The 25,038-nt window shown below is 62.4% G+C and carries 25 protein-coding genes; 12 read left to right on the top strand and 13 right to left on the bottom strand.

Annotation, left to right across the window (positions count from 1 at the left end; translation table 11 throughout):
* Positions 1-87: 87 nt before the first annotated feature.
* A complete protein-coding gene (locus tag CW354_RS08995) occupies positions 88-534 on the top strand; it encodes a DUF2721 domain-containing protein (RefSeq protein WP_104829665.1) in 447 nt (148 codons plus the stop codon).
* A gap of 11 nt (positions 535-545) precedes the next feature.
* Positions 546-1,304 (top strand): HesA/MoeB/ThiF family protein, encoded by a 759-nt coding sequence (locus CW354_RS08990; RefSeq protein ID WP_104829664.1) that lies wholly within the window; start codon positions 546-548, stop codon positions 1,302-1,304.
* A gap of 166 nt (positions 1,305-1,470) precedes the next feature.
* Here CW354_RS08990 and CW354_RS08985 read toward each other — a convergent pair whose 3' ends face one another.
* Together CW354_RS08985 and CW354_RS08980 are read right to left on the bottom strand one after the other, a co-directional pair.
* A complete protein-coding gene (locus CW354_RS08985; protein ID WP_104829663.1) occupies positions 1,471-1,941 on the bottom strand; it encodes a DUF2141 domain-containing protein in 471 nt (156 codons plus the stop codon).
* A gap of 176 nt (positions 1,942-2,117) precedes the next feature.
* Positions 2,118-2,735 (bottom strand): class I SAM-dependent methyltransferase, encoded by a 618-nt coding sequence (locus tag CW354_RS08980; protein WP_104829662.1) that lies wholly within the window; start codon positions 2,733-2,735, stop codon positions 2,118-2,120.
* Positions 2,736-2,883: 148 nt separating this feature from the next.
* Here CW354_RS08980 and CW354_RS08975 point away from each other — a divergent pair, with 148 nt between their 5' ends.
* Positions 2,884-3,921: a lipid A deacylase LpxR family protein gene (locus tag CW354_RS08975; protein ID WP_165793612.1), complete on the top strand. Its 1,038-nt coding sequence runs from the start codon at positions 2,884-2,886 to the stop codon at positions 3,919-3,921.
* Between the two features lie 13 nt (positions 3,922-3,934).
* Here the strand turns inward: CW354_RS08975 and CW354_RS08970 are convergent, their stop codons facing one another.
* Positions 3,935-4,954: a 2-hydroxyacid dehydrogenase gene (locus tag CW354_RS08970; RefSeq protein ID WP_104829660.1), complete on the bottom strand. Its 1,020-nt coding sequence runs from the start codon at positions 4,952-4,954 to the stop codon at positions 3,935-3,937.
* Positions 4,955-5,101: 147 nt separating this feature from the next.
* Here CW354_RS08970 and CW354_RS08965 point away from each other — a divergent pair, with 147 nt between their 5' ends.
* The 6 genes from CW354_RS08965 (at position 5,102) to CW354_RS08940 (ending at position 9,088) form a co-directional block, all read left to right on the top strand.
* On the top strand, positions 5,102-5,668 hold the full coding sequence (locus tag CW354_RS08965; protein WP_104829659.1) for an SH3 domain-containing protein: 567 nt from the start codon (positions 5,102-5,104) through the stop codon (positions 5,666-5,668).
* 152 nt (positions 5,669-5,820) lie between these two features.
* A complete protein-coding gene (gene fabA / locus CW354_RS08960) occupies positions 5,821-6,354 on the top strand; it encodes a bifunctional 3-hydroxydecanoyl-ACP dehydratase/trans-2-decenoyl-ACP isomerase (RefSeq protein ID WP_104829658.1) in 534 nt (177 codons plus the stop codon).
* 46 nt (positions 6,355-6,400) lie between these two features.
* A complete protein-coding gene (gene fabB / locus CW354_RS08955) occupies positions 6,401-7,615 on the top strand; it encodes a beta-ketoacyl-ACP synthase I (RefSeq protein ID WP_104830072.1) in 1,215 nt (404 codons plus the stop codon).
* 3 nt (positions 7,616-7,618) lie between these two features.
* A complete protein-coding gene (locus tag CW354_RS08950; protein WP_104829657.1) occupies positions 7,619-7,807 on the top strand; it encodes a hypothetical protein in 189 nt (62 codons plus the stop codon).
* Positions 7,808-7,835: 28 nt separating this feature from the next.
* The gene (locus CW354_RS08945; RefSeq protein ID WP_104829656.1) at positions 7,836-8,654 is read left to right on the top strand and encodes an enoyl-ACP reductase FabI; all 819 of its coding nucleotides are present in this window, start codon (positions 7,836-7,838) and stop codon (positions 8,652-8,654) included.
* A gap of 11 nt (positions 8,655-8,665) precedes the next feature.
* A complete protein-coding gene (locus CW354_RS08940; RefSeq protein ID WP_207764726.1) occupies positions 8,666-9,088 on the top strand; it encodes a cupin domain-containing protein in 423 nt (140 codons plus the stop codon).
* 3 nt (positions 9,089-9,091) lie between these two features.
* Here the strand turns inward: CW354_RS08940 and CW354_RS08935 are convergent, their stop codons facing one another.
* The 6 genes from CW354_RS08935 to rpsO form a co-directional block, all read right to left on the bottom strand.
* Positions 9,092-10,198, bottom strand: coding sequence for a fatty acid desaturase (locus tag CW354_RS08935; protein WP_104829654.1), 1,107 nt, complete (start codon positions 10,196-10,198; stop codon positions 9,092-9,094).
* An 82-nt stretch (positions 10,199-10,280) separates the two neighbouring features.
* Positions 10,281-11,804 carry a S10 family peptidase gene (locus tag CW354_RS08930; protein ID WP_165793611.1) on the bottom strand — a complete coding sequence of 508 codons (1,524 nt, stop codon included), beginning with the start codon at positions 11,802-11,804 and terminating at the stop codon, positions 10,281-10,283.
* A 30-nt stretch (positions 11,805-11,834) separates the two neighbouring features.
* Positions 11,835-13,739 carry a DUF885 domain-containing protein gene (locus tag CW354_RS08925; protein ID WP_165793610.1) on the bottom strand — a complete coding sequence of 635 codons (1,905 nt, stop codon included), beginning with the start codon at positions 13,737-13,739 and terminating at the stop codon, positions 11,835-11,837.
* Between the two features lie 162 nt (positions 13,740-13,901).
* Positions 13,902-16,016, bottom strand: a complete 2,115-nt coding sequence (gene pnp / locus CW354_RS08920; RefSeq protein ID WP_104829652.1) for a polyribonucleotide nucleotidyltransferase — start codon at positions 16,014-16,016, stop codon at positions 13,902-13,904.
* A 99-nt stretch (positions 16,017-16,115) separates the two neighbouring features.
* Positions 16,116-16,877: a 3-hydroxyacyl-CoA dehydrogenase gene (locus CW354_RS08915; protein ID WP_104829651.1), complete on the bottom strand. Its 762-nt coding sequence runs from the start codon at positions 16,875-16,877 to the stop codon at positions 16,116-16,118.
* Positions 16,878-16,943: 66 nt separating this feature from the next.
* On the bottom strand, positions 16,944-17,279 hold the full coding sequence (gene rpsO / locus CW354_RS08910) for a 30S ribosomal protein S15 (RefSeq protein WP_423793523.1): 336 nt from the start codon (positions 17,277-17,279) through the stop codon (positions 16,944-16,946).
* Positions 17,280-17,427: 148 nt separating this feature from the next.
* Between rpsO and CW354_RS08905 the strand changes: the two genes are divergently transcribed.
* The 3 genes from CW354_RS08905 (at position 17,428) to CW354_RS08895 (ending at position 20,252) form a co-directional block, all read left to right on the top strand.
* On the top strand, positions 17,428-18,453 hold the full coding sequence (locus CW354_RS08905) for a glycosyltransferase (protein WP_104829649.1): 1,026 nt from the start codon (positions 17,428-17,430) through the stop codon (positions 18,451-18,453).
* 210 nt (positions 18,454-18,663) lie between these two features.
* Positions 18,664-19,320 carry a VPLPA-CTERM sorting domain-containing protein gene (locus CW354_RS08900; protein ID WP_133162251.1) on the top strand — a complete coding sequence of 219 codons (657 nt, stop codon included), beginning with the start codon at positions 18,664-18,666 and terminating at the stop codon, positions 19,318-19,320.
* A gap of 74 nt (positions 19,321-19,394) precedes the next feature.
* On the top strand, positions 19,395-20,252 hold the full coding sequence (locus CW354_RS08895) for an SMP-30/gluconolactonase/LRE family protein (protein WP_133162250.1): 858 nt from the start codon (positions 19,395-19,397) through the stop codon (positions 20,250-20,252).
* Positions 20,253-20,351: 99 nt separating this feature from the next.
* Here CW354_RS08895 and truB read toward each other — a convergent pair whose 3' ends face one another.
* The 4 genes from truB to infB form a co-directional block, all read right to left on the bottom strand.
* Complete coding sequence (gene truB, locus CW354_RS08890) at positions 20,352-21,284, bottom strand: tRNA pseudouridine(55) synthase TruB (protein ID WP_104829646.1); 933 nt, start codon at positions 21,282-21,284, stop codon at positions 20,352-20,354.
* A gap of 139 nt (positions 21,285-21,423) precedes the next feature.
* Positions 21,424-21,816, bottom strand: coding sequence for a 30S ribosome-binding factor RbfA (rbfA, locus tag CW354_RS08885; RefSeq protein WP_104830070.1), 393 nt, complete (start codon positions 21,814-21,816; stop codon positions 21,424-21,426).
* Between the two features lie 71 nt (positions 21,817-21,887).
* A complete protein-coding gene (locus CW354_RS08880; RefSeq protein WP_104829645.1) occupies positions 21,888-22,391 on the bottom strand; it encodes a GNAT family N-acetyltransferase in 504 nt (167 codons plus the stop codon).
* 22 nt (positions 22,392-22,413) lie between these two features.
* Complete coding sequence (infB, locus tag CW354_RS08875) at positions 22,414-25,038, bottom strand: translation initiation factor IF-2 (protein ID WP_104830069.1); 2,625 nt, start codon at positions 25,036-25,038, stop codon at positions 22,414-22,416.

The raw sequence follows: 25,038 nt of genomic DNA, 5'->3' as shown, positions 1-25,038 counted from the left end.
GGGATTGAAATGACGCAAAATTGTTTCACGGGGCCGAAGGCCCCGGCAGGAGATGCGGCCTCGCGCAACATCCGTTAGAAGACCGCCATGAACCAGATTTCCGACATCGCCCACATTATCGAGCTCGCCGTGGCGCCGGTTTTCCTGCTCGCGGGGATCGGCTCGCTGCTCGGCGTCGTGACGACGCGTCTTGCGCGCGTCATCGACCGGGCGCGTCACCTTGAGGAACGCGCGCTTCAGCCGCGCAACGATCAGGAAGCCGAACGCATCCGCGCCGAGCTTGTCAGTCTCGACCGGCGCATGCAGCTCGCCCAGCGCGCGGTCCTGTTGTTTTCCATCGCCGCGCTTCTTGTCTGCCTCGTGGTGGCGACGCTTTTCATCGGCGACTTCATCGACGTCCCCGCCGGCGCCATCGTCGCGGTGATGTTCATCGCCGCCATGGTCTCCATGGCGGGCGGGCTGTCGCTTTTCCTGCGCGAGATTTATCTGGGCACGCGCGCGCTGAAAGTGCGCGAAGAGCTGTTATCGAAATAGAAGGCGCGCGCATGACCCCGGAAGAACGCGAACGCTACGCCCGCCATATCCTCCTTCGCGAGGTGGGCGGACAGGGCCAGCAAAAGCTCCTCGCCGCGCGCGTGCTTGTGGTCGGCGCCGGCGGGCTCGGCAGTCCGATCCTGTCCTATCTCGCCGCGGCGGGCGTCGGCCTGCTCGGCATTGCAGACGACGATGTCGTTTCCCTGTCGAACCTGCAGCGCCAGACCCTGTTCCGCACGGAAGATGTCGGCCGCGACAAGGTGGAAGCGGCGCGCGAAGCGATAGCCCGGCTGAACCCGCATGTGAAAAGCGACGCGCATCCGCGGGTCACCGAAGAGAACGCCCGCAAGATCGTTTCCGGTTACGACCTCGTCGTCGAAGGCGTCGACAATTTCGCGGCGCGCTATGCGCTGAACCGCGCCTGCATCGCTGAGAAAACGCCCCTCGTCTCCGCCGCGGTCGGGCGTTTCGAAGGCCAGCTTTCGACCTTCAAGCCTTTCGCCGATCCGGGCGTCCTGCCCTGTTACCGCTGCCTCGTGCCGGAAGAGCCGCCGCGCGAGGAACAGGTGAACTGCGCCGAGGAAGGCGTCCTCGGCGCGGTCACCGGCGTCATGGGAACGCTCGCGGCCATGGAGGTTTTAAAAGAGCTGCTCTCCGTCGGCGACAGCCTCGCCGGGCGGTTGATGCTTTATGACGGGCTCGGCGGCGCCTTTCGCACCGTCAAACTGCCGGCGGATCCCGCCTGCCCCGATTGCAGCGTACACGGATGAATTAGAGCGCAGGGCGGCCAATCCGCATCGCCTCTTCATCCTGAGGAGCAAAAATCCTTCGCCCTTCGAGACGGCGCTGCCGCGCCTCCTCAGGATGAAGGATTTTGCGTCTCGAAGGACGGCGATGCGAATTGGCCGCCCTGCGTGCTGGCGCAAGCGAACCGGCTCAGTCTTCGAGGGTGATGACGACGACGCGGCCGGGGCCGACGGCGACCTTGGTTTCGTCATAGCGCGGTTTTCTGAGCTTCGGCTTGACGCCATTGGAAAACGCCACCGGCTCTTTCGGACGCCCGAGGATTTTGCCGCGATTGAGCTTGCCGTCGCCGTTTTCGTCGAGATAGGCGGCGAAGGCGTATTCGCCGGGCTCCAGATCCGCGAGCGGCAGCACCGCGACGCCTTCTTCGTCGAGCCGGGCCTCATGCTTCGCCCGCGCGCGTTCGAGAAAGGCCTCCTCGCTGTCATAGATGGCGAGACGCACGGCCTGGCCCGGCGCGGCGCTGAATTCCGTTTTCACCGCGGCGACCGCCTGACCCGGGTCGGCGTATTTAGCGAAGCTGTTCATGGCGCCCGGAACGGAATCCGCCTGGGCGGCGCCCGCTGCGACGCATAAAATCCCGATGCCTAAAAACCTACGCACGTTACGTTCCCGTCTGACCTTTATGAGGGGCGTTCTTTTGCGCCCCCCTCTTGTTGCCGCCTATACAAAATCCGGCGGGCCGGAAACAGCCTTAACCGGACCTTAACCGAATGATGCGCCTGGAACCTTGCGATTCAACTAAAATTGCAGACATCCGCACGGTTGTGACGCATCTGTTACTTCGCCGCCACGCCGCCGGTCATGTAGCCCGCGAATTTCGGCGCTCCTGGGGCGTAATGTTGGTCGAGGGCCGATATTTTAAAGCCCGCCTCACGGATGAGTGACGCCGGGTCGCGGTTCAAATGACATCCCCCGGCGAGCTTGCCCCAGATCCCGTCGAGGCGGTTCTGCCATTTGGCGACGCCGGCGTCCGGGGAGAGGCCATGCTCCAGAAAAATCATCTTGCCGCCGGGCTTCAAGACCCGGCGCATGCCCTGGAGCGCCGCCTCGACGCCGGGGATGGTGCACAGCGTATAGGTGACGAGGACCGTATCCACCGAGGCCTCAGGCAGCGGAATCTCTTCGCCGGGCAGGTCCAGCCATTCCAGCGGGAAGGAAAGCCCGGCGATCCGTTTCGCGGCGCGCGCGCGCATCGCCGCCGAAGGCTCCAGCGCGTAAAGATGGGTGATCGCCGACTGGTCGTAGTAAGGCGCGTTCAGGCCGGAGCCGAAGCCGACCTCGAGCACCTTTCCCGCCGCCGCCGGCACGATCTTCTCGCGCTCGCGCGAAATCGCCTTCATCCCGCAGGCGCAGGAGACAAGCGCCGGCTCGATATGATCGCTGTAAAAACCCATAATTCGCGTTTCCTCTATTCAGACCGCGCTGGCTACTCTTTAGGCGCGCGCCACTGAACAGTCATCCGATATTAAACCGTCTCTAACTTTTGTTATGGCCGGACGGGTGTTATGGCGTCCCGATTCAACGCCGCCCAAACGGGGATCCATGAAGAGAAGAACCGGCTTTTCAGCGCTGTTTGCATGCGCCCTTGCGATCAGCGCCGGCGCCGCCCAAGCTCAGGATCTGGCGCAGGACGCCGCAGAGGACGCGCCGCCGCTTCCCATGGACGAGCGCGCCACCTGGTCCTTTGTCTGGGAAAACGATTATTTCGCCAATACGGACCGCAATTACACCAATGGCGTCCGGATCTCCTATCTTTCCGGCCTGAAGCAGCCGCACGGCGTCTCCAGCACGCTCGCCCATGACATTCTCGGCGCCGGACCGGACGCCGGCATTCGCCGCGGCTTCGCGGTCGGCCATTCGATCTTCACGCCCGAAGACACGCTGGCGACGGAACCGCTGCCGGACCAGCATCCTTACGCCGGCTGGCTTTACGGCGAATATTCCGTGGTCGTCGAACAGCGCCAGCGCGTGCAGCAGATCACGCTGCAGGCCGGCGTGGTCGGCCCGGCGGCGCAGGGCGAATGGCTGCAGAACAACTGGCATGACTTGATCAACGGCGATCCGGTGAACGGCTGGGACAACCAGATCGGCAACGAGCCCGGTTTCGTTCTTTCCTATGACCGGCAGTTTCGCGCGCTGCGCGAATTCGGCGACAATGGTTTCGGCGCCGATCTTACGCCGAGCATCGGCGCGTCCCTCGGCAATGTGGACACGCGCGCCCGCGGCGGTCTCACGCTGCGCATCGGCAATGATCTTATATCCGACTACGGACCGCCGCGCGTGCGCCCGGCGCTCGCCGGCGCCGGCTTTTTCTCGCCCGTGGACGATTTCAGCTGGTATCTGTTTTTAGGCGTCAACGGCAGCGCCGTCGCCCACAACATCTTTCTCGACGGGAGTCTCTTTCGCGACGGCGATCCTTCCGTGGAGAAGAACGTGCTTGTAGGCGAAGTGCAGGCAGGGCTCGCCCTGCAGTTCCGGCGCTTTCAGGTCGCCTACACCTTTGTGACGCGCACAAAGGAATTCGAAACGCAGACAAGCGCGCAGCAATTCGGCGCGGTCAGCCTTTCCATGAAATTCTGAACTTAGCCCGCCTTTAGCCCGCCTGGGGCAGGCGGCCATCATCGAGCCCCAGGATCACGCGGTCGGGCGGCTTATGGCCGTCGGAGAACATCTTGATGTTGATGATCATGCGCTCGCCCATCTCGATGCGGCTTTCCACCGTCGCCGAGGCCATATGCGGCAAAAGCACCACATTGGGCGCTTTCAGGAGTTTTTCGCTGGGCGCGCCGCGCTCATAGACATCGAGCCCGGCGCCGGCGAGGCGGCCCTCCTCGATCATGCTCGCCAGCGCTTCTTCATCGACGATCTCGCCGCGGGAAATATTCACCACATAGGCTTGGGGTTGTAAAAGTTCGAGACGCCGACGCGAGAGCAAATGAAACGTCGCCGGGGTGTGCGGACAATTCACCGACACAATGTCGACGCGGGCGAGCATCTGGTCGAGGCTGTCCCAATAAGTGGCGTCGAGTTCGTCCTCGATATGCGGATTGATCGGCGAGCGGTTGTGATAATGGATGGAGAGGCCGAAGGCTTTCGCCCGGCGCGCAATCGCCTCGCCGACGCGGCCCAAACCGATAATGCCGAGCTTTTTGCCGCGCACCCGGCGGCCCAGCATCCAGGTCGGCGACCAGCCCTGAAATTCTCCGGCTTCGAGCGCGCGCACGCCTTCGACGAGACGGCGCGGCACGGCAAGGATCAGCGCCATGGCCATGTCGGCGGCGTCCTCGGCGAGGACCGACGGCGTGTTGGTGACGGTGACGCCATGGGCGTTGGCGGCGGCGACATCGATATGATCGACCCCGGCGCCGAAATTCGCCACCAGCTTCAAGCGGTCGCCCACCGCCTCGAAAAAGGCCGCGTCGAGCCTGTCGCCCAATGTCGGGGCCAGAACGTCCGCATCGCGGGCGCGCTCGATCAGCGCCGCCGGCGAGAGAGGATCGTCGCTCTCGTGAAAAACGGCGTCAAAAAGATCGCGAAGCCGCGCCTCCACGGGCTCGGGCAGCTTGCGGGTGACCGCGACCTTGACGGTTTTGCCGCCGGTTGCGCCGCTCATGGGCGCCGCCCCGCCGCCCGGGCGTCAAAAGGGCCCCTTGCGCCGGCCCGCGAACCGGAAAAAGAGCCCATAGTTAACCTGCGATTAACGGCTTTGGCGTTGAGTAAGGGTTTATTCATCATTCGATAGATTTTTGAGCGCCTCAGCATGCCGCGTATTCGTTCCGTATTATATTTCAGCCTGACGCTTTGTCTCTATTTGACCGGAGCCGCCCCGGCGGCGCAAGCCGCCAATTCCAAGATGGGGACGCAAGCCGCCGCTGTGAAGCCGGAAATGACCGTCCGTCTGGACACCCCTTCCGGTCTGCCTGTGCCGCGCCTCGTCTCGCTCAAATCGAAAACCACCTTCTGCCGCGCGGGCCCGAGTTTCGCCCATCAGGTGCGCCTCACCTATCAGCGCCAGGGGCTGCCGGTGATGATCATCGCCGAAACCCGGGATCACTGGCGCAAAATCCGCGATTCGGAAGGCGATGAGTGCTGGACCCATAAATCGAAGCTCTCCGGCGCGGAAACGGCGCTGGTGCTCGAAGACGGCCTCGCCTTGCGGGCCAAGCCCGACGCCAGAGCCCCGGCCCGGGCGCGCCTCGGCCGCGGCGTCATCGCCCGGGTCGAGGCGGAGCGCGACGGCTGGCTCAAGGTCTCCGCCGACGGCCGCAAAGGCTGGGCCCGGGCTTCCGCCTTCTGGGGGGCCCAAGCCGGGGCGCCGCTTCCTTAAGCGGTCTGACCTCAAGCGGCCCCGCCTTTGTGCGAAACACCCCCTGAGGGAATGTTGCAACGCATAATTGACCCTGTGCATGCCCGCCTTTACCAAGCGGTCTACCCGCGCGACAATCCGCGCGCTGGGCGAAATTCGGCAGTTAAGGACGCATGAGCGAACAGAAAAACAGTTACAGCCGCGAGGAGCTCCTCGAGTGCGGCTATCATGGCCTCAGAGGCCCCGGGACAGCACAGCTCCCCGTGCCGCCGATGCTGATGTTTGACCGCATCACGCTGATCAATGGCGACGGCGGCGATTATGGAAAGGGCCGGATCGAAGCCGAACTCGACATCAATCCGGACCTGTGGTTCTTCGACTGCCATTTTCCCGGCGATCCGGTCATGCCGGGCTGTCTCGGCCTTGACGCGCTGTGGCAGCTGGTGGGCTTTTTCCTGACCTGGTCCGGCCATCCCGGCCATGGACGCGCGCTCGGCGCCAAGGACGTGCGCTTTTCCGGCATGGTCGTGCCGTCGGCCAAGATTGTCTCCTATGAGCTCAATGTCCGCCGGATGATGTCGCGGCCCCTGATCCTCGGCATCGCCGACGGCGCCATGAAAGTCGACGGCCGCCAGATTTACGAGGCGAAAGACCTCAGGGTCGGGCTCTTCTCGCGTGAACAGCTCGACGCGGGACTGTCGCTTTAAGGAAGCGGCGCTTTTTACGTTTTCGGATGAAGGCGAAAGGATATTTATGCGGCGCGTAGTGATCACCGGCATGGGAGTCGTTTCTTCCATCGGCGCCAATGTGAATGAAGTCAAAGACGCTCTTTACGAAGGGCGCTCCGGCGTCGGTCGTGACGCCAGTTTCGCCGAGCACGGATTTAAATGTCAGGTCTCGGCGCGGCCGAAGATCAACTATGAAGAGATCCTCGACCGGCGCACAAGGCGGTTCATGGGCGAGGGCGCGGGCTGGAATTACATCGCCATGAAAGAGGCGATTGAACAGTCGGGGCTTTCTGAAGACCAGGTCAGTCATCCCATGACCGGCATCATCATGGGCTCAGGGGGGCCGTCGACAAAGGCCATCGTCGAAGCGGCGGACATCACCCGCAAGACCGGCGGCACCAAGAAAATCGGCCCCACCGTGGTGCCGAAAGCCATGTCGTCCACCAATTCGGCGACGCTTTCCGTGCCGTTCAAGATTCTCGGCCTCAACTATTCGATCTCGTCGGCCTGCACCACCTCGCTCCACTGCATCGGCGCGGCGGCCGAGCAGATCATGTGGGGCAAGCAGGACATCGTCTTCGCCGGCGGCGGTGAAGAGCTCGATTGGACGCTTGCGAACCTTTTCGACGCCATGGGCGCCATGTCCACAAACTTTAACGACACGCCTACGGTCGCGAGCCGCGCCTATGACAAAGACCGCGACGGCTTCGTCATCGCCGGCGGCGCCGCGACGGTGGTGCTTGAAGAATATGAGCATGCGAAAAAGCGCGGCGCGCCGATCCTCGGCGAAATCACCGGCTATTTCGCCAATTCCGACGGCTACGACATGGTGCAGCTTTCCGGCGAAGGCGCCGTTCGCTGCATGCGCGGCGCACTCGAACAGGTGCGCCAGCCCATCGACTACATCAATCCGCACGGCACCTCGACGCCGGTGGGCGACAAGAAAGAAACGCAAGCCATCCGCGACGTTTTCGGTGCGGAAGTGCCGCCCTTTTCCTCGACGAAATCCCTGACCGGCCATTCGCTGGGCGCCGTCGGCGCGCAGGAACTCGTCTACGGCCTCATCATGATGCGCGACAAATTCCTCACCGCGTCGGCGCATATCGAGACCATTGACCCGGATTTCGAAGACCTGCCGGTCATCCGCGAGCGCGTCGACAATGCGAAAGTCGACTGCTTCCTGACCAATTCTTTCGGCTTCGGCGGCACCAATGGCTGCCTCGTCATCTCGAGGATCTAGATTTTGACCCTGGAATCGCTAATCGCCAGCCTTGTTGCAGCGGCGATTGCAAGCGCCGGCCTGTGGTGGTTCCGTCTCATCCTGCCGGTGGTGCGAAAACAGCCGAAAACCACGCGGTTCGGCGTTTACGCGCTGGTCTGGCTCGCTTATTTCATTCTCACTATTCTGGTGATTAATCGCAGCGGCGCCTGACCCGCCGCGCTGGCAAAGGATAAGACCCATGAGCGACACCGCTTTCCCCAAGGGCGATCTGATGAAAGGCAAGCGCGGCCTTATCATGGGCGTCGCCAACAAGAACTCCATCGCCTGGGGCATCGCACAGCAGCTCGCCGCGCAAGGCGCCGAGCTCGCCTTTTCCTATATCCCCGCCATGGAAAGCCGGGTGCGTCAGCTCGGCGAGTCGATCGGCGTCGAGTTCTACGTTCAGACCGACGTCATGAGCGACGAGGACATGGACAGGACATTCGCCGAAATCAAAGACAAATGGGGCAAGCTCGACTTTCTCGTCCACGCCATCGCTTTTACCGACAAGGAGGCGCTGAAAGGCTCCTTCGTCGAGAATACGACGCGCCAGAACTTCAAGGACACCATGGACGTCTCGGCTTTCTCGTTCGTCGACGCGGCGCGCCGGTCGAGCGAACTGATGACCGATGGCGGCGCGATGATTACCCTCACCTATCTGGGGTCCGAACGCATCGTGCCGAACTACAATGTGATGGGCGTTGCGAAAGCCGCGCTCGAAGCCTCCATGCGTTATGTGGCGCGCGATCTCGGGCCGAAGGGCATTCGCGTCAACGCCATTTCGGCGGGGCCGATGAAAACGCTCGCCATGGCGGGCATCACCGGCGGGCGCCAGCTCATGTCCACGGGACGCGACTGGTCGCTTCTGAAGGAGGACACGACGATGGAAGGCGTCGCCGGCGCGGCGCTTTATCTGCTGTCCGATCTCGGCCTTTCCTGCGCCGGCGAGACCCTGCATGTGGATGCGGGCTTTCACGCCGTCGCCGTTCCCGACGTCTCAAGCCTTTCCGACTCTTGACCGCCCCAGCCTTGACCGCAGACGAGATCATCGCCGCACTGAACCTCCAGCCTCATCCCGAAGGCGGCTGGTTTCGCGAAACCTGGCGCGCCCCGGCAAAAGAAGGGACGCGCGCCAGCGGCACGGCAATCTATTATCTTTTAAAACGCGGCGAACGCTCCCACTGGCATCGCGTGGACGCGACCGAAACCTGGCATTATTACGCCGGGGCGGGCCTCCGCCTTTCCCTCTCCGAAGACGGCAAGACTCGCAAGGACGCCATTCTCGGCCCCGACCTCAACAAGGGCGAAGCCCCGCAGATCATCCTGCCGCCTTTGTGCTGGCAGGCGGCGGAAAGCCTTGGCGACTGGACGCTTGTGGGCTGCACCGTCTCCCCGGCCTTCGAGTTTTCAGGCTTTGAAATGGCCCCGCCGGACTGGGCGCCGGGCGTCTGAGCCTTACTGCGCAGCAGCGAGCACCGGCTCGCGGCGTTCATTGAGCGCCGGACCTGTGGGATTTCCTTCGAAGTCCGTCCACTGATGGTTCCGATAGTCGTAAAGCTTGCAGGCTTTCAGAATGCGGAAATAGTCGCGGAAGGAAAACTCATAGGCCGTCACCGCATCGCCGTAATGGGCGCGTAAAATTTTGCCCGCCTTGTCGAGATGGTAGATCGGGATCGTCGACAGGGCGTGATGGGCTGTGTGCTCCATGACGTTGTAATAAAGCCCCAGCCATTTCAGCGCCGGGATTTCCAGATGCGTCGTGCCTTCAATGACCGACTGGTAGAACGACCAGTCTTCGGGCCTGTCGAACCAGTGCTGATCCTCATGGGCATGATGCAGGTAAAAGCTGAACGAGGCGAGGAAATTCCAGACGATCATCGGCAGGAGCCAGGCGACCGCGAAAATCGCCAGATAGCTCATCTCGGGGTTCCACATTTTGCCAAGCGCGAGGATCGCCGCGATGATCGCGCCATGACCGAGCACCACCAGCACCGAATCCCAGGCATAGCGCTTCCATTGCGCGCGCACTTCCGGGGCGACGGGCAGGATCAATTTCGGGATCCAGATGGTCACCGGATAGTTGAAAAACTGGCCGACGAGGCCGCGATTCAAACGTTCGAGGAAGCGGCGCCAAGGCGAGGCTGCGCGGTAGTCCTCTAGCGACATGGGCGTCCAGACATAATCGACGCCCTTGAAATTGGTCTTGCCGTGATGGAAGCGGTTATGTCCCGCCTCCCACAGGCTCGCCGAATGGGCGGTCGGCAGAAAGGTCAGCCGGCCCATGATCTGATTGGCGCGCAAATTCGGAAAGAAACATTTGTGGACGCAGTCATGGCCGATGATGAAAAGAAGACCGAGCGCGAAGCCGTTGAGAAAACCGCCGATCAAATTAGCCCAAAGCGGAAACGGGCCGATGGCGAGATAAAGCGTCGCGATATAAAACGCGAAATGGAAAATCGCGATGCGCGCGCCCTTGGACCAGGAAGGCGTTTCCACCGCCTTCCGGTCTTCCTCGCTCAACCACTCAAAGGGCCGGCCGGTCAGTTGCGCGTTATTCGTCATGGCTCGCTCTTTATCCACCAGGCAAGATAACCCCTGCTTGATCTCGATCAAGAGCGCCCGTGCGGATGGTGCGCCGGACCGCTTATTCCCCGGAAATAAAGGCCCTCACATCCGCCGCCAGCTTTTCGAAAGAGGGCTGGTGCAGATACATCATGTGGCCCGCCGGATAATAGGCGATCTTTAGGCGCGACCGGTCAAAGCCCGGCTGCGCCAGGGTCATCTCCGTGCCGAAGAAAGGCGTCGCCATATCGTAATAGCCGTTGGCGGAAAGAACGCGCAGGTCCTTGTTCTGACGCATGGCGCGCTCGATCCAGGGCGCAACATTCACATAGGAATTGTCGCCGCCGCCCTCATCGGCGTCCCAGTTCCATTCGGTGACGCCGCCGAGGGTCACATAGCGGTCGGTGATGTCGACGCCGAGATCGCGGGTGTAATAATCGAGCATCGCCGCCGTATAAGCGCCGTCAATGCCGTAGCCGGACGGATCGTCTTCCGGAAACTCCGAAACGCCGTCGGGCTCGACGCCGGTGAAGCGGGCGTCAAAACGGCCGATCGTGACGCCTTTGTCGCGCAAAAGCTCGCGCATGAACCGGAACAGCGGCACGCGCATGTTCGAGCGGTCGATATAGCTGGGCGTCAGACCGATAAAACCGGCGAGCTTGTCGACCACCGCATCATGCGCTTCCGGCGCCAGAAGCTGGCCCTTTAGAAGCGCAGGCATGTATTCGTCGGTCGCGAAGGCGCGCGCTTCTTTCAAAAAGCGGTCGAAATCGCCGTCCCATTTGGCGCGGTCGACTTTCTCATGATACCAGGCCGCCGCCGCATAGCTCGGCATGATGCCGATATAGCCGACATCGTTGCCGTTGTCGGTGGCGTCGAGACTGAAATTCAGGACAGAGGAAATGAGCACGACGCCGTTCATGGCGATGTCGTTCCATCCGCCTTCGAGCGCGTCGAGCAATGCGCCCGAGCGGGTCGTGCCGTAACTTTCACCGATCAGATATTTCGGCGAGTTCCAGCGCTTGTGTTCGATCAGCCAGCGGCGGATGAATTCGCGCACGGAGGCGGCGTCCTGTTTGACGCCCCAGTAATCGTCGGTCTTGGTCTCGCCGAGGGTTTTCGACCAGCCGGTGCCCACAGGATCGATGAACACCATGTCAGCGACGTCGAGGATGGACTGCGTATTGGCTGTGACGTTGAACGGCGCCGCGCCGTCATCGCCATGATCGGGCAGAACGACCCGCTTCGGACCGAACATGCCCATATGAAGCCACAGCGACGCGGAGCCCGGCCCGCCATTGAAGATGAAGGCCACCGGGCGCTGGCGCGGGTCGGAGTAGCCGTCGGCGAGGTAGGTGGTGGAGAAAATCGACGCCACCGGCTCGCCCTTGTCGTCCTTGAGATAGGTCTCGCCGGCAATCACGCGATAGCTGACCGTCTTGCCGTTGACGCTCACGCGGCCCTTGTTTTCGAAAACCCGCGGCTCCGGCGGCGCCTCTTTCGCGTTTTCGGCTTTTTCTTCCTGCTTTTTCTCCTCCTCCTGCGCGGCGGCGCAGCCGGCATAGAGAAAAATCAAAAGGATGGCGGCGAGCAATTTTCTAAACAATGGTCTTCCTTTTTATGCTTCAACGCCCGGTCAGGCGCCCTGCTTTTCTTTGATCCAGTCCTTGATCTTGCGCTCCAGAACCGGCAGCGGCATGGAGCCGGTCAGCAGGATCTCGTCATGAAACTCGCGGATGTCGAAATCGGGGCCAAGCGCCTCTTCCGCCTTGTCGCGTAGTTCATTGATCTTCAGCATACCGAGCTTATAGGAGCAGGCCTGGCCCGGCCAGACGGCGTAACGCTCGATCTCGCGGGTCACCGAGGCGCGCGTATCGCCGGTGACGCCCTGCATGTAGTCGATCGCCTGTTCGCGGGTCCATTGCTTGTGATGCAGGCCGGTGTCGACCACGAGCCGCGCGGCGCGGAAGAGTTCCGACTGAAGACGGCCGAGATCGCCGAGCGGATCGTCGGCGTAAAGCCCCATCTCCGCGGCCACCTGCTCGGCGTAAAGCGCCCAGCCCTCGGCGAACTCCGAATAGCCGAGCATGTTGCGGATCAGCGGCAGACCGGCGGCGCGCTCGAGCGAACGCTGGAAATGGTGGCCCGGAACCGCCTCGTGATAGGTCAGCGTCTTCAGCGTGTGTTTCGGCCAGTCGGCGGTGTCTTTCAGGTTGATCCAGAAAATGCCGGGCCGCGAGCCGTCCAGCGGCGGCGAAGAATAATACCCGCCCGATGAGGAATCCTGTTCGTAAACCGGAATGCGCCGCACCTCGACCGCCTGCTCGGGCAGCGTCCCAAACCAGTCGCCGGCGCGCGCCATGATTTCCTCGACCTGGCCGTTGAGATCGGAAAGGATTTCTTCACGGCCCTCGTCGGTGTTGGGATAGCGCATCTCTTCGCGCGCGCCGATGGCGACAAACCGTTCCGCGACCGTACCTTCGGAGAGCCCTTCGCGCTTTAAGATCGCATCCATTTCGCCGGTGATGCGCGCGACTTCGGAGAGACCGAGCTCATGCACTTCGTCCGGCGTCAGGCGCCCCGCGCCGTAAGACGTCAGGGCATGGGCGTAAAACGCGGAGCCGTCAGGCCCGAGCCGCCAGACGCCCGCATCGGGGCCCGCTTGCGGCTTTAAATTTTCAAGCGCCGCGGCGAGCCGCGCATAGGCGGGGTAGACATTTTGCTCCACCGCCTGGACGGCGCGCGCCGAAAGATTATCGCGATCTTCATCGGAGAGGCCGTCAACCGCCTCGATCTTCGCAAAGAAATTCGTCGCCAGCGGATTTTCCGCCGGCGCCGGCGCGGTGAAACCCGCAATGGCGTTGAGAGCGCCGTCAATGGCGAAACCCGGCGGCGTCACCAGGAGCGCCGCATCGCCGCTGATCGTCTCCACGGTTTCGTCGAAAACCCGGCCGAACTCGGCGAGGCGCGACAGGTAGTCCTCCGCATCCTGACGGCTCTCGATCTTGTGCTGGGTCAGCATGAGGCGCGGCAGGTAGAGATGCGGGCCGGAAAGCTGCGTCACCGGATAGGGGCTTGCGGACGCAAACGGCGTCGCGCCGCCGAAGGGAAACTGGTTGCGCCGGGCCCCGGTCTGATAGGCGTTGCGCAACACGTCATAGGTGATGACCGCCTCATCGCTCAGCGCGCGCCGGTCGAGGCTCCTGATCTCCTGCAGAAACTCTTCATTCATGGCGCGGATGCGTTCATTCGCTTCGAAGCCGTAACCGCCCAGCCGTGCGGAAAAGCCTTCGCCCGCCATGTCCTCGCCGACGCCCAGCATGGTCGCGGCTTCCGGCGTCACGGCCAGCACGGCCTTCGCATGACGCTCCGCCATGGCGGCGAGCTGTTCGTCAGCGCTTAAGGGCGCGGCTTCCGGCGCCGCGTTTTCGGCAGGCGCTTCCGCCCTTGGCGCCTCAGCTCCGCGCTCGCCGCACCCCGCCAGCGCGAACAAGGACAAAGACCCGATGAGCGAAAGACCGATGTTCCGGTGAACGCGCATGATTGAGCTCTCCTTCATGAACGGCCGCGAATAAGGCTGACCTTAGCGCTCTCCGCCCCGGCGCCAAAGCGCGGAAGGCGGGCGGGGGCCGGAAAAAACGAAAAGCGGCGCCCGTTTGCCACAGGCGCCGCTTTCGGACTGTTTTTCAACAGGTTCAAGCGCTTAATCGCGCTCGATTTCCTTGCCCGTCTCCTGATCGACGATTTTCATGGAAAGGCGCACCTTGCCGCGGTCGTCGAAGCCGAGAAGCTTCACAAAGACCTCATCGCCCTCTTTCACGACGTCGGTCGTCTTTTCCGGACGGCCGTCGGCGAGCTGCGAGATGTGGACGAGGCCGTCGCGGGCGCCGAAGAAGTTCACAAAGGCGCCGAAATCCATGGTCTTGACCACTTTGCCTTTGTAGATCTCCCCGACTTCCGGCTCGGCGACGATGGAGTGAATCCATTTATACGCCGCATCGATCTTTTCCTTGTCGTTGGAGGCGATCTTGATCAGGCCGTCATCATTGATGTCGACCTTGGCGCCGGTCTCCTCGACGATCTGGCGGATGATCTTGCCGCCCGAGCCGATGACGTCGCGGATCTTGTCCTTGGCGATCTGCATCGTTTCGATGCGCGGCGCATAATCGCCGAGATCGTCGCGGGCGTGATCGAGCGCTTTCGACATCTCGCCGAGAATGTGCATGCGGCCGTCTTTCGCCTGGGCGAGCGCGGTCTTCATGATCTCCTCGGTGATGCCCGCGATCTTGATGTCCATTTGCAGGGAAGTGACGCCTTCGTCGGTGCCGGCGACCTTGAAGTCCATGTCGCCGAGATGGTCCTCGTCGCCGAGAATGTCGGAGAGGACCGCGAATTTCTCGCCCTCGAGGATGAGGCCCATGGCGATGCCGGCCACCGGCCGCTTCACCGGCACGCCGGCGTCCATCAGCGCCAGCGAGGAGCCGCAGACCGTCGCCATGGAGGACGAGCCGTTGGACTCGGTGATCTCCGAGACGAGACGGATGACGTAAGGAAACTCTTCCTGGGGCGGGATCACCGCCTTCATGGCGCGCCAGGCGAGCTTGCCGTGGCCGATTTCACGGCGTCCGGTAAAGCCCATGCGCCCGACTTCGCCGACCGAATAGGGCGGGAAGTTATAATGCAGGAGAAACTGCTCTTTGTAAGTGCCGGCGAGCGCGTCGATGAACTGTTCGTCCTCGCCGGTGCCGAGCGTTGCGACCACAAGCGCCTGTGTTTCGCCGCGAGTGAACAGCGCCGAACCGTGGGTGCGCGGCAGGAGGCCGGCTTCGGCGACGATCGGACGGACCGTCTTGGTGTCGCGGCCGTCGATGCGTTCGCCCGTATCGAGGATGCCGTTTCGAACAATGTCGGACTCGATCGCCTTGAAGGCGCCGCCGACCACCGATTTCGACGGCGCGCTGTCGTCTTCCTCATCGCACAGCGCTTCGACCGCTTTCGCTTTCGCCGCGGCGAGCGCGTCCTGACGGTCCTGCTTGACGACGATTTTGTAAGCGGCGCGAACGTCGTCTTCGACGAGCGCGCGCACCTTGCTTTCAACGTCGGAATTGTCCGGCGGGGTGAAATCCCACGGCTCTTTCGCAGCTTCTTCGGCGAAATCGATGATGAGACCGATCGCTTCTTTCGCCGCCTTGTGGCCGAAATTGACGGCGCCGAGCATGACGTCTTCGGAGAGTTCTTTCGCTTCCGATTCCACCATCATCACCGCGTCGGCGGTGCCGGCCATGACGAGATCGAGCTTGGTTTCCGGCATCTCGTCGAGCTGCGGGTTCAAGACATATTCGCCGTCGATATAGCCGACGCGTGCCGCGCCAATGGGGCCCATGAAAGGAACGCCGGAAATCGTCAGCGCGGCGGAAACGGCGATCATCGCCACCACATCCGGATCGTTCTCAAGATCGTGGGAAAGAACCTGCGCGACGACAAGCACTTCGTTTTTGAAGCCCTTGACGAAAAGCGGACGGACGGGACGGTCGATCAGACGCGACGTCAGGGTTTCTTTTTCGGTCGGGCGCGCTTCACGCTTGAAATAGCCGCCCGGAACGCGGCCGGCCGCGTAATAACGCTCCTGATAATGCACGGTGAGGGGAAAGAAATCGAAATTCGGGTTCGGTTCCTTCGCGGCGGTGACCGCGGCGAGCACGGTCGTGTCGCCATAGGTGGCGAGCACGGCGCCGTCGGCCTGGCGCGCCATGCGCCCTGTTTCGAGGGTCAGCGTGCGTCCGCCCCACTCAATCGATTTTTTCGTGATATTGAACATAGTTTCTCTTCTCTTCTCGTAATGCGCCATACGCGGATCGCATGACGCCGTGGGTATGAAGCCGAAAACGACAACGCCGCCCTTTCGGCGGCGCGGCGTTTATTTCGGCTGCATTCGGATGGCCCCGTCAATTCGAAAGACGGCGCCGTTGATCATCGTGTTCTTGCACATCTCTACAGCGAGAGAGGCGTATTCATCGGGACGCCCAAGCCGTTTCGGGAACGGCACCATGGCGCCGAGCGCGTCCTGCACCTTCTGGTCCATGCCTGCGAGCATGGGCGTCCAGAAAATGCCGGGCGCGATGGTGTTGACACGGATGCCGGCGTTCATCAGGTCCCGCGCGATCGGCAGGGTCATGCCCGCGACGCCCGCTTTCGACGCCGCATACGCCGCCTGACCGATCTGCCCTTCATAAGCGGCGACGGACGCGGTGCAGATAATCGCGCCGCGTTCGCCGTCATCCTGCGGCTCGTTCTTTTCCATTTCCGCAGCGACAAGGCGGATGCAGTTGAAGGTGCCTGCGAGATTGACGTCGAGCGTCTTTTTAAACATCTCAAGCGAGTGCGGACCGTTCTTGCCGACGGTCTTGCCCGCCGTGGCGATCCCTGCGCAGTTGACGAGGATCCAGGGCGTTCCATGCGCTGCGACGGTTTTCGCGAGCGCGTCGGCGACGCTTTCTTCCTCGGCGACATTGGTCTTGCAGAAGATCCCGCCAAGCGCTTTGGCGTGTTCTTCGCCCTTATCCTCATTAAGGTCCCAGAGGGCGACCTTGACGCCTTCCTTCGCCAGCGCTTGCGCCGTGGCGCCGCCAAGACCCGACGCGCCGCCGGTGACAATCGCGGAGGTTCCGGAAAGTTTCATATAAGCATCTCCTGGCCGGGCCAGATTTAAGAGCCGCGCGTCTTTTGCGGACGCGCGGCGCGCGGCCTAGCGGCGCAGGCCAAGTTCTTCGATCAGCTTCTTATAACGCGCTTCGTCGTTGCGCTTCACATAATCCAGAAGCCGGCGGCGCTGGGACACCATTTTGAGGAGCCCGCGGCGCGAGTGGTTGTCTTTCTTGTGTTCCTTGAAGTGCTCGGTGAGGTTCGTAATGCGCTCCGTCAGGATCGCAACCTGGACCTCGGGCGAGCCCGTGTCGTCGGATTTCACAGCGAATTTTTTGATGAGTTCAGCCTTACGGCCAGCCGTAATCGACATAAAATTTCTCCGCGGCGTCCCAAGAAAATACCGGCCCCGCCGGGACGCCGTCCAGCAGGGTCGCAAAAGATGGGCGGCTTATGGGGGAAAAGGGAACTGGATGCAAGGGCTGGGGCGGCGAAGCCGCGCCCGCCAAAGCCCCGGAATTGCGCTTTTTGTTGCGCTTTTCCCCCCTACCCTGTAAGCGGAGCCGCGCAGGCTGGCCGGACTTCGCATGAGCAATCTCGTCATTATTTACCCTGGAGCGAGCGATCCCGGATGGGTGCCGATCACCCATATGATCAATCTCGCCGCCGACCTTTTCGACGCCCCCCTGACGGTCCCTTCACAGCGATCCGCCAATCCGCTCGGCAAGCTGTTTCAGGCGATCCCCCGCCGGAAAGGCGCTGACAAACCCGATTGCCTCTTCATCGCGAGACACCCGGGGGAGCTCAAGATGCTCTCCCGCTATGAGGGCTGGCGAACCGCATTTCGACAGGTCGGGGCCTGGATTATCGATTCTTTCTGGCTGAATTACCTACCGAACGCCGGCGTCCTGCGCAACTATGACCGGCTTTTCATCACCTATGGCAACGACGCTGAGGAATATGAAGCAGCGACCAAAATTCCGACCACTTACCTCAGCTGGGGATCGGACGTGCTCGGCATCGGCGAAAACCCGCCGCATAAGGATATCGACCTGCTGCGCATAGGCCGCCAGCCCGCCTCCTGGGAAAACGACGACGACGCCAAAGCCTTGTTCGAGACGAAGGGCCTGCGCTATCAGGGCCGGCCGCCGGAGCCGAAAGGCCCGAAAACGGATTACCAAAATGCGTTCGATTATTACAAACGCGCGAAATTCGTGCTGGCGCACAGCAATTTCACAGACGAAAGCGCCAATACCCACCCGAACAAGGAATATGTAACAGGACGCTGGACGGACGCCCTCGCCTGCGGCGCGACCGTGATCGGCGTGCAGCCCGTTTCCGACATGACGATGCAAAAACTGTTTTGGCCGGAAGCGACCGTCAACCTTTCAACACCCGACCGGGACAAGTCTCTCGGGGAAATCACCGACGCGATTGCCGGATGGTCGCCCGAGCGGGCGGCGCTTAATCACCGTATGGCGCTCGCCCGCCTTGACTGGCGCTGGCGGTTTCGCGAGATCGCCGCCGCCTTCGACGTGAAATCCGACAAACTCGACCGCGATCTCGCAGCGATCGCGAAGGCGATCGGACCGGTCGAGCCTGCCCCCGCTTAAAGGCTGAACGCCCGCGTCGGCTTCATCTTGAGCGCGCCGATCGCCGCCGCTTCATCATAAATGACGGCGGGACGCCCTCGAACCGAAGCGGCCGTCTCTGACATCCGGCAAAGACGCGACAGACTGCATTCCTGGACTGAAATCCTCCGGCGGTTGCCGCCCGCAAGAGGAAGGTTTAGGGTTAACAGATTGCATTTGGGGGAGATCATCATGCATCCATGCCTTAAAGCGGCGCTCGCCGGAACGGCGGCTTTTTCCGCCGCTCTCGCCGCCGCCGACGCCGCCGTGCTTGTCACAAACAAGGCCGGCTTCCTGTCGACCACAGGCGCGACCAGCGCCACCGGCCCGATCCCGATCGTCGCCGGCGGCCTGACCTCCTATACGGTGGGATCGACGACATTTTCTGCGGAAAACCCGAGCACGCTGAACTTCACGCAAGACTGGACGAACCGGATCGCCGGCAACCAGTTCGCCGTCAACGGCGATGAAGACATCAACGCCGATTTCGGCGGCGACGTCTTTTCGTTCGGTTTCGATTTTGTCGAACCCGAAAACGATCCCCTGGTGAATGCGCCGTTTGTCGACTCCACTTTTGAAATCTCGCTTTGCGACGGCGGAAGCTGTTTCGATTCCGTTCAGTTCAACGCACCGAATGATGCCGCTGCCTTTATCGGCGTCATCTCAAGCCTTGCGTTTGACTCGGTCATTATACGCGAGCTGGTCGGCGGCGTTGAGAACGAGTTTTTCGGCGAATTTTACACTTCGACCGAGCCGGTCTCGGACGTGCCGCTGCCCGCTGCGGCGCCGCTGTTCCTCGCCGGATTGACGGGCGCAGGCTTTGCGTTCCGCCGCAAACGCGGCAACTAAACGCTGCTTGCCGCTTTTCTTAACCCTTTTTGAGGCTCATGCGATCCCGGTTGGACCGCGCCAGGGAGAAAGACGTGCGTCATTCACTGCTTATTTCTATTTTCGCCATTAGCGCCGCGGCGTGTTCCGCCGAAAAGCCGGCCGCGTCTGAGAATATCGCCCCTGCTCAGCCAGAACTCAAACAGCTCTGGCTCGCCGAAGGCTTTTCCGCGCCGGAAGGCTCAGCCGCGGCGCCCGGCGGTGGTTATTTCATCTCCAATGTCGCCGGCGAAGGCCCCGACAAGGACGGCGAAGGCTGGATATCCCTGATTTCGGCGGACGGCGCGATGATTACGGAGCGCTTCGCCGACGGTTTCAACGCGCCAAAAGGCATGGCGGTGCTGGACGGCGTTCTTTATATCGCCGATATCGACCGGGTGCGGATGATCGACGCCGCAAGCGGCGAAGACAAAGGCGACATCGCCGTTGAAGGCGCGAAGTTCCTGAACGACGCCACCGTCTGGAACGGCGCCGTTTACGTTTCGGACTCGCTGACGAACTCAATCCTCAAAATCGAGGACGGCGCAGCGTCCGTCTGGATCACCGACGACCGGCTCGGCAAAGTGAACGGCGTTCTCGGCGCCGGCGAGACGCTGTACGCCGTCACCATGGACACCGGCTCGCTCTACGTCGTCGACGCGCAAGGCCGGTTAACGGAAATCGCAAACGGCATGATGACGGCCGACGGCGTCGGCCTCGTCGAAGACGACGGATGGCTCGTCTCCACCGTAGTCGGCGAGATTTTTTACGTTTCGCCCGAAGGCGAACCGACCAAACTCATCGACACGCGTGAGGCCGGAATCAGCCAGAACGATCTCAATGTTTACGGCGACATCGCCATCGCGCCGAACTGGCGGCCGGGCACGGTGACGGCGTGGAAGATCAATCAATAGACGACGAAGCCTGCCGCTGCGGCTAAGTCAGTTCTTTCCGCCGGTCTGAGCCCGCGAGAAAAGCTCGCCGCCGTCGTTTGCGCGCCGCCCCTGACGGGCTCAGGCGTTGAAGACCCGGGTGGGTTTAAGCTTCAGCCCGTCAAGCGCGCAGACCGCCACCGCCTCGTCATGCATGACGGCGAGGACGCCTTCCACAAGTCCGGCCTCGTCTCCCCGCACGCCCTTCGCCGTCGCCGGCGAAATCACGGCGGGCTGGCCGCGGCGCAGCTTGTCCGCCTGCGGACCGTCAACCGGCGCCTGGCGCATGCCGGAAAGCGCGTCGAGAATCGGCAGGAGCGCGCCGTCGCGTTCCTCCATCGTCTCCATCGCTTCCAGCTCAGCGAGCGTCACCCCGTCTTCAGCGCGCAAGGGGCCGACCGCAAGACGGCGCAGTTCGGCCACATAACCTTCCGTGCCAAGCGCGCGCGCCATGTCGCGCACCAGCGCGCGCACATAAGCGCCCTTGCCGGTCACCGCCTCAAAGACGGTTTCATCTTCACTCGGCGTATCGACGATCTTGAGATCGTAAATCGTCACAAGGCGCGGCTCGAGTTTCACCTCCTCGCCGTCGCGGGCGATGTCGTAAGCGCGTTCGCCGCCGACCTTGATGGCGGAGAATTTCGGCGGAACCTGTTCGATCTCGCCGGTGAATTGCGGAATGACCGCTTCAATCTCTTCTCGGCTCGGTCGCTTGTCGGAAGTCGCAATCACATCGCCTTCGGCGTCGTCGGTCGCGCGGGCCTCGCCCCAGCGGGCGGTGAAACGGTAATGTTTTTCCGCATCCATCACATAAGCGGAGGTTTTGGTCGCCTCGCCGAAGGCGATCGGCAAGACGCCCGTCGCCAGCGGGTCGAGCGTGCCGGCGTGACCGGCTTTCTGGGCCTGGAACAGCCATTTCGCTTTCGACACCGCTTCAGTCGAGCCGAAATCATACGCCTTGTCGACGATCAGCCAGCCCGAGACCGGCCGGCCCTTTTTGCGCCGTCTGCCCATTGCGACGGACCTCCTTCATGCTCGCGTGTTCTTAAGTCTTCTTGCTCCCGCGCCGGATTGGACGGCGGAACGGATGCTTGGCAAGCCTTCAAACAGCTCCGCTCAAAAAGGTCAAGAAAAGCGCCGTCAGAAACCGGCGCTATTTTTTCTGAAGGTCGCGGGCGACGTCGGGCCGGGCCAGCAGTTCGTCGATCTTCTGCGCTTCGGCGAAAGTGTCGTCGCGGCGGAATTTCAAAGCCGGCGTGAATTTCATGTCGATCTTCTTGCCGAGAAGCCCGCGCAAATGCGGGGCCACGCGATTGAGCGCGGCGATGACTTCGTCTTCGGCGTAGCCGCCGAGCGGCTCAGCGTAAACGCTCGCCTGTTTCAAATCCGGCGAGACGCGCACCTCAGTGATGGTGACCGACACGCCCTGAAGCGCCGGATCGCGCAGGGGCTCGCGCTGCATGATCTCGGAAAGCGTATGACGGATCAGCTCGCCGGCGCGCAACTGGCGCTGGGACGGGCCTTTTTTGCTGGAGAACCGGCTCATGGGGGCAAGATAGGCGTTCAAAAGCTTAAGAAAAAGGGGCCGGACGCGGAATTTCGGGACCGGCAACGGCCTTATTTCCAGAGGCGCGCATCCGTTTCGACCAGTCCCATAATGACGGAATGGCGCACGCCGATATGGGTCTTCCAATTGGCCCTCAAGAGCCCTTCGCGGGTGAAACCGAGCCGCTCGAACAGGCGGATCGAGGGAACGTTCTCTTCGTCTATGTCGGCGAAAATGCGCCGCGCGCCGAGTTTATCGAAGCCGCGGTCGATGATGTCGGCGAGCGCCTTCGTCGCGAGGCCGCGCCCCTGCGCCGCCGGACAAAGCATGATCCCGATCTCCCAGACATTGCGCTCGCGGGGGATCAGCGTCGCGCGGCCCATCGCCTCGCCGTCTTCGCGCTCGACGATCGCCCAAGTGGTCTCTTGCGTCCCCTCATTCCATTTTTTCAGCTGACTGACGGTCTCTTCGACGGACTTTGCCGCCGGGCCGGCGAGATAAGTGCAGCACGCCTCATCGCCGAACACGGCGTGAAGCGCAGGACCGTCGCGGTCGGGATCGAAAAGGCGGAGCATTCACCCTCTCCCGCCACGGCTCTTACAGCGTCCGCGTCACCTTCTCAACGGAGAAGCATTCGATGACGTCGCCGGGACGCATGTCTTCGTAATTGGCGAAGCTCATGCCGCATTCCTGGCCGGCGGGCACTTCCTGCACGTCGTCCTTGAAGCGCTTCAATTGCGACAGCTCGCCTTCGTGGATGACGACATTGTCGCGAATGAGGCGGACTTTCGCGCCGCGGCGCACCTGGCCTTCGGTGACCCGGCAGCCGGCGACCTTACCCTGCTTCGAGATATTGAAGACCTCGAGGATTTCCGCATTGCCGAGGAACGTCTCGCGAAGCTCCGGCTCGAGCATGCCGGAAAGCGCCGCCTTGATGTCGTCGATGAGATTATAGATCACCGAGTAATAGCGGATTTCGACGCCGTTGCGTTCAGCTTCGTCGCGGGCCTGCTTGTTGGCGCGGACATTGAAGCCGATGACCGGCGCGGAAGACGCTTCGGCGAGAATGACGTCGCTTTCGGAAATGCCGCCGACGCCCGTATGTAGGATTTTCACGCGCACTTCGTCGGTGTTGATCTTTTCAAGCGAGCCGACAATCGCCTCGATCGAGCCCTGCACGTCGCCCTTGATGACAATCGGCAGTTCCTTGATCTCCGCATCCTGAAGCTGCGCCATCATCTGCTCGAGCGAGGTGCCCGAGGTCTGGGCGGCGGCCTTGTCGCGGCGCTGGCGCTTGCGGAATTCGGCCACTTCGCGCGCCCGCGCTTCGGACTCGACAACATTGAACTTGTCGCCGGGCTCGGGCACGCCGTCGAGACCGAGAACCTCCACCGGATAAGCGGGCCCGGCTTCTTTCACCTGCTGACCCTTGTCGTCATGCATGGCGCGCACCTTGCCCCATTCGGAGCCGACGACGAGAATGTCGCCGCGATGCAGCGTGCCGCGTTCGACCAGGAAGGTCGCCACGGCGCCGCGGCCCTTGTCGAGACGCGCCTCGACCACTGCGCCCTCGGCCGGGCGGTCGGGATTGGCCTTGAGCTCCAAAAGCTCCGCCTGCAGCAAAATTGCGTCCTGCAGCGCGTCGAGATTCATTTTTTTCAGCGCCGAGACTTCGACGTCCTGCACGTCGCCGCCCATGCTTTCGACCTGAATCTCGTGCTGGAGAAGATCGGTGCGAACCTTGTTCGGATCGGCGTCGGGTTTGTCGACCTTGTTGATGGCGACGATGATCGGCACGCCCGCGGCTTTGGCGTGGCTGATCGCCTCTTCCGTCTGCGGCATGATGGAATCGTCTGCGGCGACGACGAGGATGATAATGTCCGTCACCTGGGCGCCGCGCGAGCGCATTTGCGTGAAGGCTGCGTGGCCCGGCGTATCGAGGAACGTGATCTTGCGGTTGTCGCCGAGATCGACCTGATAGGCGCCGATATGCTGGGTGATGCCGCCGGCTTCGCCCGCGACGATGTCGGTCTGGCGCATGGCGTCGAGCAGCGACGTCTTGCCGTGGTCCACATGGCCCATGATGGTCACGACCGGCGGACGCGGCTTCATGTCTTCCGGCTTGTCGGCCGCGCCTTCAAGACCTTCTTCGACATCGGCTTCGGAAACGCGCTTCACGGAGTGGCCGAGATCCTCCGCCACGAGCTGCGCCGTATCGGCGTCGAGCGTGGCGTTTGCGGTGACCATCTGGCCCTCTTTCATCAATTCCTTGACGAGGTCGACAGCGCGCATGGACATGCGCGCGGCGAGTTCCTGCACGGTGATGGTTTCGGGGATGACGACATCGCGAACAACCCGTTCGCCGCCGCGCTGCTGGCGGGCGAGCTTTTCGCGTTCGCGGGCGCGTTTCACCGAGGCGAGCGAGCGCTGGCGCTCCTCGTCGTCAAGTGCATTGGCGATGGTCAGCTTGCCGGAGCGGCGGCGCGGCGTCTCTTTGGCTTTGCTCGCGTCGCGGCGGTCGTCGCCGCCGGCGCCCTTGCGGCGGGTCTTGATGCGCCCGCCAAGCTGGGCCAGCGGGTTGTCCGCTTCCGCCTTGCTGGCGTCCGCTTTCTGCTCTTCTTCTTCGCGGCCTTTGGCGCGCGCATCCGTTTTTGCGGCGTTGCGCTTTTTGCGCTCGCGTTCTTCTTCTTCCAGCGCCTCGCGCGCGGCTTCTTCGGCCTTGCGGCGTTCTTCGGCTTCGCGGGCGCGCTTTTCTTCTTCTTCGGCCTGGCGTTTGCGCTCTACTTCAAGACGCGCGCGTTCTTCGGCTTCGCGGGCCTCGCGTTCGGCGCGTTCTTCGGCTTCGCGTTTTTCCCGCTCGGCTTTTTCCTTGCGGGATTTGGCGAGCGCTTGGGCGCGGGCTTGTTTCTCGTCATCGGAAAGCGTCCTTAAGACTGCGCCTTTCTTGGCCTTGTCTTCGGCTTCCTTGGTCTTGGACGGGGCGGGCGCAGCTTTCTTGGCCTCAGGCTTGGCGGCCTTTTTCTCAGGCGCTTCCTTTTCCTCAGGCTGCTTGGCTTCCGCCGCTTCTTTCTTGGGCGAAAGGACGCGGCGCTTTTTCGTTTCGACAACAACCGTCTTCGAGCGGCCATGGCTGAAGCTCTGCTTCACGGCGCCCGTTTCCGTGCGGCGCAAAGTCAGGGGCCGGCGCGGTTTGCTGGTTTCAGTTTCGACGTCGTCGCTCAT

Source organism: Hyphococcus luteus (assembly GCF_002943565.1).
In the GTDB taxonomy this organism is placed as follows: Bacteria; Pseudomonadota; Alphaproteobacteria; order Caulobacterales; family Parvularculaceae; genus Hyphococcus; species Hyphococcus luteus.
The sequence above is the reverse complement of the archived record's forward strand: the minus strand, read 5'-3'. Positions and strand labels throughout refer to the sequence as shown.

What these genes read in the sequence shown, in the direction of transcription:
- CW354_RS08995 (WP_104829665.1), top strand. Translation starts at nt 88, where the DNA reads ATGAACCAGATTTCCGACATCGCCCACATTATCGAGCTCGCCGTGGCG.
- CW354_RS08990 (WP_104829664.1), top strand. Translation starts at nt 546, where the DNA reads ATGACCCCGGAAGAACGCGAACGCTACGCCCGCCATATCCTCCTTCGC.
- CW354_RS08980 (WP_104829662.1), bottom strand. Translation starts at nt 2,735, where the DNA reads ATGGGTTTTTACAGCGATCATATCGAGCCGGCGCTTGTCTCCTGCGCC.
- CW354_RS08975 (WP_165793612.1), top strand. Translation starts at nt 2,884, where the DNA reads ATGAAGAGAAGAACCGGCTTTTCAGCGCTGTTTGCATGCGCCCTTGCG.
- CW354_RS08970 (WP_104829660.1), bottom strand. Translation starts at nt 4,954, where the DNA reads ATGAGCGGCGCAACCGGCGGCAAAACCGTCAAGGTCGCGGTCACCCGC.
- CW354_RS08965 (WP_104829659.1), top strand. Translation starts at nt 5,102, where the DNA reads ATGCCGCGTATTCGTTCCGTATTATATTTCAGCCTGACGCTTTGTCTC.
- fabA (WP_104829658.1), top strand. Translation starts at nt 5,821, where the DNA reads ATGAGCGAACAGAAAAACAGTTACAGCCGCGAGGAGCTCCTCGAGTGC.
- fabB (WP_104830072.1), top strand. Translation starts at nt 6,401, where the DNA reads ATGCGGCGCGTAGTGATCACCGGCATGGGAGTCGTTTCTTCCATCGGC.
- CW354_RS08945 (WP_104829656.1), top strand. Translation starts at nt 7,836, where the DNA reads ATGAGCGACACCGCTTTCCCCAAGGGCGATCTGATGAAAGGCAAGCGC.
- CW354_RS08935 (WP_104829654.1), bottom strand. Translation starts at nt 10,198, where the DNA reads ATGACGAATAACGCGCAACTGACCGGCCGGCCCTTTGAGTGGTTGAGC.
- CW354_RS08925 (WP_165793610.1), bottom strand. Translation starts at nt 13,739, where the DNA reads ATGCGCGTTCACCGGAACATCGGTCTTTCGCTCATCGGGTCTTTGTCC.
- pnp (WP_104829652.1), bottom strand. Translation starts at nt 16,016, where the DNA reads ATGTTCAATATCACGAAAAAATCGATTGAGTGGGGCGGACGCACGCTG.
- CW354_RS08915 (WP_104829651.1), bottom strand. Translation starts at nt 16,877, where the DNA reads ATGAAACTTTCCGGAACCTCCGCGATTGTCACCGGCGGCGCGTCGGGT.
- CW354_RS08905 (WP_104829649.1), top strand. Translation starts at nt 17,428, where the DNA reads ATGAGCAATCTCGTCATTATTTACCCTGGAGCGAGCGATCCCGGATGG.
- CW354_RS08900 (WP_133162251.1), top strand. Translation starts at nt 18,664, where the DNA reads ATGCATCCATGCCTTAAAGCGGCGCTCGCCGGAACGGCGGCTTTTTCC.
- truB (WP_104829646.1), bottom strand. Translation starts at nt 21,284, where the DNA reads ATGGGCAGACGGCGCAAAAAGGGCCGGCCGGTCTCGGGCTGGCTGATC.
- rbfA (WP_104830070.1), bottom strand. Translation starts at nt 21,816, where the DNA reads ATGAGCCGGTTCTCCAGCAAAAAAGGCCCGTCCCAGCGCCAGTTGCGC.
- CW354_RS08880 (WP_104829645.1), bottom strand. Translation starts at nt 22,391, where the DNA reads ATGCTCCGCCTTTTCGATCCCGACCGCGACGGTCCTGCGCTTCACGCC.
- infB (WP_104830069.1), bottom strand. Translation starts at nt 25,038, where the DNA reads ATGAGCGACGACGTCGAAACTGAAACCAGCAAACCGCGCCGGCCCCTG.